At 61.6% G+C, this 7843-nt stretch carries 8 protein-coding genes; 7 read left to right on the forward strand and 1 reads right to left on the reverse strand.

The genetic code is table 11. The features are described from left to right. Positions 1-10: 10 nt before the first annotated feature. Entirely contained in the window at positions 11-1057 is a 1047-nt protein-coding gene (gene fbp / locus IPM54_18030; GenBank protein MBK9261691.1) for a class 1 fructose-bisphosphatase, read from the reverse strand. Positions 1058-1280: 223 nt separating this feature from the next. Between fbp and IPM54_18035 the strand changes: the two genes are divergently transcribed. From IPM54_18035 to IPM54_18065, 7 genes are all read left to right on the forward strand, one after another. Beyond that, entirely contained in the window at positions 1281-2213 is a 933-nt protein-coding gene (locus IPM54_18035; GenBank protein ID MBK9261692.1) for a class I fructose-bisphosphate aldolase, read from the forward strand. Between the two features lie 185 nt (positions 2214-2398). Further along, complete coding sequence (locus IPM54_18040) at positions 2399-3895, forward strand: leucyl aminopeptidase (protein ID MBK9261693.1); 1497 nt, start codon at positions 2399-2401, stop codon at positions 3893-3895. Then, positions 3892-4752, forward strand: a complete 861-nt coding sequence (gene ttcA, locus IPM54_18045; GenBank protein ID MBK9261694.1) for a tRNA 2-thiocytidine(32) synthetase TtcA — start codon at positions 3892-3894, stop codon at positions 4750-4752. Before IPM54_18040 ends, ttcA begins: the two co-directional genes overlap by 4 nt. A 6-nt stretch (positions 4753-4758) precedes the next feature. Next, complete coding sequence (locus IPM54_18050; GenBank protein ID MBK9261695.1) at positions 4759-5568, forward strand: hypothetical protein; 810 nt, start codon at positions 4759-4761, stop codon at positions 5566-5568. 108 nt (positions 5569-5676) lie between these two features. Beyond that, positions 5677-5859: a hypothetical protein gene (locus IPM54_18055; protein MBK9261696.1), complete on the forward strand. Its 183-nt coding sequence runs from the start codon at positions 5677-5679 to the stop codon at positions 5857-5859. Between the two features lie 35 nt (positions 5860-5894). After that, positions 5895-6866 (forward strand): peptidyl-prolyl cis-trans isomerase, encoded by a 972-nt coding sequence (locus tag IPM54_18060; GenBank protein ID MBK9261697.1) that lies wholly within the window; start codon positions 5895-5897, stop codon positions 6864-6866. Beyond that, positions 6863-7534 carry a hypothetical protein gene (locus IPM54_18065; protein ID MBK9261698.1) on the forward strand — a complete coding sequence of 224 codons (672 nt, stop codon included), beginning with the start codon at positions 6863-6865 and terminating at the stop codon, positions 7532-7534. Before IPM54_18060 ends, IPM54_18065 begins: the two co-directional genes overlap by 4 nt. Positions 7535-7843: the final 309 nt, after the last annotated feature.

The raw sequence follows: 7843 nt of genomic DNA on the forward strand, positions 1-7843 counted from the left end.
CCAGACAAACTCATCTCTCTCCTCGGACAAACTCTTCGAAGACCTGCACGTCGTGCGGTGAGCCGAGCACGAGCGGCGTGCGTTGGTGCAGCTCCGTCGGTTCGATGTCGAGGATGCGATCGCGCCCCGTCGTTGCCATGCCACCGGCTGCTTCGAAGATGAACGCGAAGGGGTTTGCTTCGTAGAGCAGTCGCAACTTGCCCTTCTTGCTCTTGTTGTCAGCGGGGTAGGCGAAGATGCCGCCTTTCATGAGCGTGCGATGCGCATCGGCCACGAGCGATCCCACGTAACGCGCGCCGTAGGGGCGCCCGGTCGCCTTGTCTTCCTCCTTCAGGTACGCGTTCCACCGCCGCACGTCTTCGGTCCAGTGCACGGTGTTGCCTTCGTTGATCGAGTAGAGCGATGCGCGACTCGGGATGCGGATGTTCTCGTGTGAAAGGAAAAACTCGCCGACGGTTGGGTCATAGGTGAACCCGTGCACGCCGCCGTAGCCCGTGGTGATGACGAACATCGTCGAGGAGCCGTAGAGGATGTAGCCCGCAGCGACGAGGTCTCGTCCGGGGCGAAGGAAGTCCGTTTCGGTTGTTTCGCCGTCGGATGATTTGCGAAGCACACCGAAGATGGTGCCGATGGAGATGTTGACGTCGATGTTGGACGAGCCGTCGAGCGGATCGAAGACCACGAGGTACTTGGCGCGACGATCGGTCGATGTGACGCGGATGGAATCGAGCTCTTCGCTGGCGATCGCTGCGCAGTGATTGCGGCGAGCGAGCACGCTGATGAGTGTCTCGTTGGCTTCTTCGTCGAGCTTCTGAACAGCTTCGCCTTGGACGTTGGTTTGTCCGGTGTACCCGAGCAATCGAGCGAGTCCGGCGCGACGAACTTTTGATGTGACGAGTTTCGCTGCCAGGGCGAGCTGGTTGAGCAGCGACGTGAACGATCCGGTTGCGGCAGGATTGCCGAGCTGCCCTTCGAGAATGAACGTTTCGAGCGTGATGCCGGCGCGTGATTGTCCCGTGGGCGAACTCTGAGGTTGTTGATCAGCCGATTCGGTCATCTTCCCCTCCAGGGGCACGAGGCTTTTTTCGTACGTGAGCTTGGCTCGTCTTCGTTGGTTCGAGTGTACAAACGTGTCGGATGACGTTGCAGCAAAGTCGTGTGCGACCTAGCCTCCTCGTCATCGCAGTTCGGCACGACGAAGCCGCGCGCGAGGCCGCCCGAGCGGTGGGCTGCCAAGAACTACGGAAACTCGAAACGTAAACGATCCACCGGAGACGACCATGCCTCTCACCGATCGCGTCAAGCAGATCCTCTCTTGGTACTCATCGGACAACCCGGGCACCCAGACAAACCTCGTGCGTCTGCTCGAGCACGGCGCGCTTTCGGGCACGGGCAAACTCGTCATTCTCCCTGTCGATCAGGGTTTCGAGCATGGCCCCGTGCGGTCGTTCGCGCCAAACCCCGCAGCGAATGATCCCGACTATCACTTCCAGCTCGCCATCGATTCGGGCTGCAACGCGTACGCTGCTCCGCTCGGGTTTCTCGAGGCAGGAGCTGCCAAGTTTGCCGGACAGATTCCGCTCATCCTCAAGCTGAACAACAGCGACACGCTGGCGAAAACCGAGCATCCGATCTCGGCAGTCACGGGCTCGGTGGAGGATGCGCTGCGGCTCGGTTGTGTTGCCATCGGCTACACGATTTATCCGGGGTCTGGCGCGAGAAACCAGATGTACGAAGACTTGCGCGAGATCACGATCGAAGCGAAACGCAAAGGGCTCGCCGTGATCGTTTGGTCGTACGCGCGTGGCGCACTGTCGAAAGCGGGCGAAACGGGCATCGACGTGATCGCTTACGCGGCGCACATTGCGGCAGAGCTCGGTGCGCACATCATCAAGGTGAAGCCGCCGTCAGCGCACATCGAGCAAGACGAGGCGCGGAAGATGTACGAGAAGTACCAAATCCCGATCGCCACCATGTCGGATCGCATTCGGCACGTCGTGCAGTCCACGTTCAATGGCAAGCGCATCGTCATCTTTTCGGGTGGCGAGGCGAAAGGCACGGATGCGGTCTTGGCCGAGGTTCGTGAGCTTGCCAAAGGCGGATCGTTTGGTTCCATCATGGGACGAAACGCATTTCAGCGATCGCGCGAGGATGGCTTGGCTCTGCTTGGCGAAGTCATCAAGATCTACAAAGGAGCCGGCTCGGCTGCTTGAGACGGTTCGATTGCGAATCCGTGTTGCCGCAGTGCGGCAGAGAATTCCCCTCACTCACATCAGCTCGTGCAGCCGTCTAGTTCATTGAGCCGAGCACGACACGATCCGTCGACGAATCGTACGCATCGTGATTAGATGCGCGCCCGATCATCGGGGGACCTGCCACGTCGCTCTCAGGAGAATGCATGTCGATCAAGCTTTCCATCGTTTCCCAGGCGCCTCTGAGCATTGCCGCAGACGTCGTCGTCATTGGCGTGCCCGAGGGCGCGACGACGAAGGAGGGCATCCTGGCCGAGCTCGAGAAAGCGCTCGGTACCGTGGTTGCACGCGCGGTCAAGCGCGAGGACTTCACGGGCAAGAAGGATCAGACCCTCGATTTGTCGACGAATGACGCACTGCCAGTCGGGCGTGTTCTCCTAGTCGGGCTCGGAAAAACCTCTCCCCTGACGGATGTCGATGCACGCGTGCTTGCGGCAAAAGGCGCTCGGTTTGCTCTTGGAGCGAAAGCCGAGTCGCTCGCGATCGTCATTCCCGATGGCGTGACGGGTGCCGTGCGTGCGGCGACCGAGGGGGCGGTTTTGGGATCGTATCGATTCACTCGTTTCCAAACGGGTGATCGTCTTCCCAAGGTGAACCTCGAACGCGTCTCGCTCGTGATGAGCGGCAAAGTGAGCAAAGCCGATCGTGATGCGATGGCGCTCGGTGAGAAGGTTGGCAACGCGATCGCGATTGCGCGTGATCTCGTCAATACGCCGCCGAACGAGCTGTATCCGGAGCTGCTTGCGGGAGCGGCGGTGGAAGTCGCCCGATCGTGTGGGCTCAAAGTAAGTGTCTACGACATGGAGGCACTCGCCAAGGCGGGGATGAACTTGATCGTCGCCGTCGGGCAGGGAAGTGCACACGACCCGCGGCTCGTGCATTTGGTCTATACGCCTGCAAAACCTGCGAAGAAGAAGCTCGTCTTCGTCGGCAAGGGCCTTACGTTCGACAGCGGTGGGCTTTGCATCAAGCCGGCGCCCGGCATGGAGGAAATGAAGGGCGACATGGGCGGAGCGGCCAACGTGCTCGCGCTCATGGCGGCCGTTTCAGCGACCAAACCAGCGGTCGAGGTGCATGGGATCATCGGCGCCGCGGAAAACATGCCGGATGGTGCGGCGTACAGGCCGGGAGACATCTGGAAGTCGCTCGATGGAAAGACTGTCGAGATCATCAACACGGATGCCGAAGGAAGGCTCGTGCTCGCCGATTGTCTTGCGTACGCACGCAGCTTGAAACCCGACTTGATCCTCGACAACGCCACGCTCACGGGCGCTTGCGTCGTCGCTCTTGGGCCGACGGTTTCGGGCTTTTTCACCAACCGAGACGAAGTCGCCGAACAGTATCGCAATGCGGCCAAGGCTGCTGGTGAAGCGACGTGGCAGATGCCGCTCGTCGAAGACCTTCGCGAAGGGTTGAAGAGCGACTGGGCGGACATCAAACACACGGCGGAGCGCTGGGGTGGAGCGATCACGGCGGCGCTGTTCTTGCGCGAGTTTGTCGGAGATGTTCCGTGGATCCACGTGGACATCGCCGGTCCCTCGATGGCGAACAAGCCCTGTGGGATTCATCCCAAGGGAGGCACGGGGCACGGCGTGCTCACGTACCTTCGTCTCATCGAACAGTTTGCTCAGAGCTCGTCGTGAATCTTCGCCGCAAGCTGGCTCGCGCGATGTCGCGCGCGATTGCTGATTTCCGGATGCTCGAAGAGGGCGATCGCGTCCTCTGCGCCGTGTCTGGAGGCAAAGACAGTTACGCGATGCATGACTTGCTCGTGGATCTGTCGCGTCGTGCACCGATTCGTTTCAGCGTCGTCGCCGTCAACATCGACCAGGGGCATCCCGGCTATCCGGGGCATCTGTTGCGAGACTACATGGCATCGCGTGGCCACGACTTTCGCATGATCAACGAGGACACGTACTCGATCGTCACCGACAAGATTCCAGAAGGAAAAACCTACTGCTCGCTCTGCTCGCGTCTTCGAAGGGGCATTCTTTACAACGTCGCGGTCGAGCTCGGGTGCACCAAAATCGCGCTCGGTCATCATCGCGACGATGCGATCACCACCTTGATGTTGAACCTCGTCTTCTCGGGACAACTCAAGGCGATGCCCCCGAAGCTCGTGTCCGACGATCGTCGCAACGTCGTGATCCGGCCGCTCATTTTTTGTGCTGAAGAGGATCTCGCGGCGTTCGCCGACGAGCAAAAGTTCCCCATCCTGCCGTGTGACTTGTGTGGATCGCAGGAGAACCTTCAGCGCAAGGCGATCAGTCGGATGCTCGCGGATCTCGATGCGCGTTGCCCTGGCGCACGTCGGAACATGCTTGCGGCGTTGAGCAACGTTCGCCCGAGTCATCTGTTCGACAAAGGGCTTTGGTCGAAGCTGGGGTTGGAAGTGGCGCAGGAGGACGAGTCTTCTGGTGAAGGAGCGTTTGCCGGTGCGCTGGATGTCGAGGCGGAAGGGTTTGTCCCTCTGGAACGTCTCGCGCGTGGTGTATCGTAGCGCGGCATGGCAGCGGAGCGGACCGAAGGGCCTGATGAGGAGGCGGACGTCGAAGTAGCCAAGGGGTCTGCTCGGCGATCCTTCGGTCCGGACGCGGAGACGAAGGGAGTCATCGCGCGCATCGCGCCAGGGCTCAAAGTGAGTGATGCCGTGGGGCAGACGCTCCTTGCAGCCTTCGTTGCGTGGTCAGCGACGGTGGCTCCCGCGGTGCTTTCGCGATCTGCGCCAAGGAGCGCGGTGCTCGTTGCGTTGCTTGCGCTTGCAGCGGGTCTCGTGGGCCCGATGCTTCGTTCATCGCGACCGCGTCTTGCGCGTCATGTTGGGCTCACGTTGTTTTTCGTGCTGATCACGGGCGCGTGGCTCTTGGCGTCGGCGGCGCTCGAGCCGTTGCGTCTCGATCCTTTGCGCGCGTCGATTGGTGCAATCGCGTGGGGCGCATTTGCGCTTTCGTGGCGTGAGCCATGGGAGGTCGATGTATCCAGCGCGGATGCTTCCGAGCCTGGTGCACCACTACTTCAGGCGCGTTCGGCGCTGCCTCGTGGTGCGATTTTCGTCATGACCGTGGGCGTCGGTGCGGGGCTCGTGTTTCTCGTACTTGCGTGGAACGTGCGTGATGAGGATCGAGCGCTCGTGGCGCATGCGCTTGCTGTTGCATGTGCGGTTGCGATCATCACGGTGGCTGCATCGGCAGCGGTGGAGCGTGGCAGGCGTCCTTCGCGATCGAATCGGCGTGTCACACCAGCTGCAGGACGTGCGCTGCTGCTGCTTTTTACGTTCATCGCTGCGGGGATTGCGGTCGTTTTCCTACGGCGCTGAACGAGCGGCTTCTCGACGACGCGTGACATATTGCGCGTGGGCAGCCGGGCTGCGGTTCGGGTGCGCGTCGTGTCCCACGAGTGAGGCGCATGGATGTATGCTGCGGGCGTGTCGCGAGCCATCGATGCTTTCGCCGTCGTGCTCCTCTTTGCCGCAGCAGTCGCGTTTGGTTTCGGCATCTTGGCGCTCGGGCAGCGTGATGATTTCAAGGCCGTGTATTTGCTGGTGGTCGGTGCGCTGTCGCTTCGAGGGTCGACCGAGCTTCTTCGACCTCGAGGAGGCGGCGCGTGATGGCGGGGAGTGTCCGCGTTGATGTGCGGCCTTTCGTGAGCACGTCGCTGCCGTGGATTTTCGTGGCAAGCACGATGCTCGTTGGTTGTGCTGACAAGGCAAAGGACTCCGTCGTTGCGCCGCTCGAGACGGGCAATCTCGAAGCGGGCACCGTTGCGCGTGTGGGGCGCGAGATCATCGTGGCGGACGATGTCGCGCGCATCGCTGCGGCGCAGGGCGTTGGAGTTGCTGCGGCACGAGACTTGGCGATTCGGGATGCGCTCTTTGCGGAGCAAGCGAAGGCCGAGGGCGTCGATGCCGATCAAAGCATGCAGCTCGTCGTCAATGCGGCGCTCGCGCGGCGCATGTTGCGCAAGCTCTTGGACGATGCGGATCGAGCGGGGCCGGTGACGGACGAAGAGCTCGAACGCGTCATGCAACGAAGGTGGCTCGAATTGGATCGACCTGAAGGATTTCGAGTGGTGCATGCCGTCGTGCGGACGAAAGAGGATGCGGATGAAGCTACGCGCACTCGAGCCGAGGCAGTGGCGCGAGCGGTGCGAGAGGCCGTGCTGCCCGTAGCGGGGACGGCGAAGTCGACGTCGGTCGTGCGCGATCAACCTGATCCGGTCGTGGATGCATTCAAGCGAGCGGCGGAAGCGGTCTCGCGAGACGGGTTCGAGATCAAGGTGGAGCAGTTGCCTCCGATTGCTGCGGATGCTCGTTTGATTTCGCCTGATGGTGGTGGTGTCGAAAAGTCATTTGCGGAGGGCGCTTCGATGCTTGCTGCGCGCGGATCGCTCAGCGATATCGTTGCGACCTCGTACGGTTTTCATGTGTTGTTGCTGCTCGAACGAATTCCCGAAGCGCGGGTGTCGCTCGAGGAGCGTCGTCGGAGCGTGCGTCAGGAGGTTCTTTGGATGCGCGCTGCAGCAGCGCGCGCCAAGCTGCTCGAGCGGCTGAGGCCCGACGTGCTCGTGGGGCGTGATGTGGACACGTTGCTCGTGATGGTGCCGGTCGATCGATGAACGAGCCGCGACGATCTCGAAGGGAAAGACCCGTACCGCCGCCGCGTGACCAGGAAGCGTCGACGTTTACGACGATTTTGGAGCGGCTTTTGGCGGTCATTCCGGGGTCACGGGGTGCGGTGCTCGTGGATTCGGATGGGGAGACGGTGGACTACGCCGGGATCCTCGAACCGTTCGACCTCAAAATAGCTGCGGCTCACTGGCAGATCGTGATCGCGGAGTTGCGGGAGCTCGAGCACTTTGGCGATTCGCGACAGATCACGGTGCGAGCGCGCAGTCGTGGGTACATCGTGCGTCGGTTGCCCGAGGGGTACGGCGTGGTTTTGGTGCTTCATGCGCGTGCGGCGTTTGCGGCATCCGAGCGAGCGATGGACGAAATCGAGGCGGACTTGTGCGTCGAGGCTGGTTGGGACAGGCCGGCGGGCAGTGCGAAGTGGTTTCGGGTGGATGTCGAGACTTTGCCGCCGGAGCACGTGCGACCGCATCGGATGCGGGCGGCTGGGACGTGGCAGACGATCGAGGTGCTTGGGACGATGGTTGGACTTCGGCCGCGGGAGAAAGGGTTTCGGGTGCGGCTCGCGGGCGGGGCGGAAATGTCGCTCGTGCGTGAATGTCGAAACCGGTGGTTTGCGGACGAGCATGTCGACCCTGTTGCCAGTCGGGGTTGACCGGGTTCGGGGCTGATTTTCCCGGCGTTTTTAGGCAGCAGGTCGAGGGCGCGAAAAAAAGTTTTGAGAGTTCTTGACAGGAGGGAGGTTGTGGCTAAAGTCGCGCCTCCCGTTGACGAGAACGACGAGTTCGCGACGGCGGGTGAGTCGAGGTCGCCGCGGAGAGCGGTGACGGCGACGAAAAAAAAGTGGTTGACAGAGTGAACAAAGCCCTCTAGATCAACCGCCCTCGCAACGAAAACCGGTGACGACGTCGCGCAAGCGATGTGAGCCGTCGGGCGAGAGTCGAACGAGGACAAAAAGGACAGA

It is taken from the genome of Polyangiaceae bacterium, from assembly GCA_016715885.1.
GTDB lineage: Bacteria > Myxococcota_A > Polyangia > Polyangiales > Polyangiaceae > Polyangium.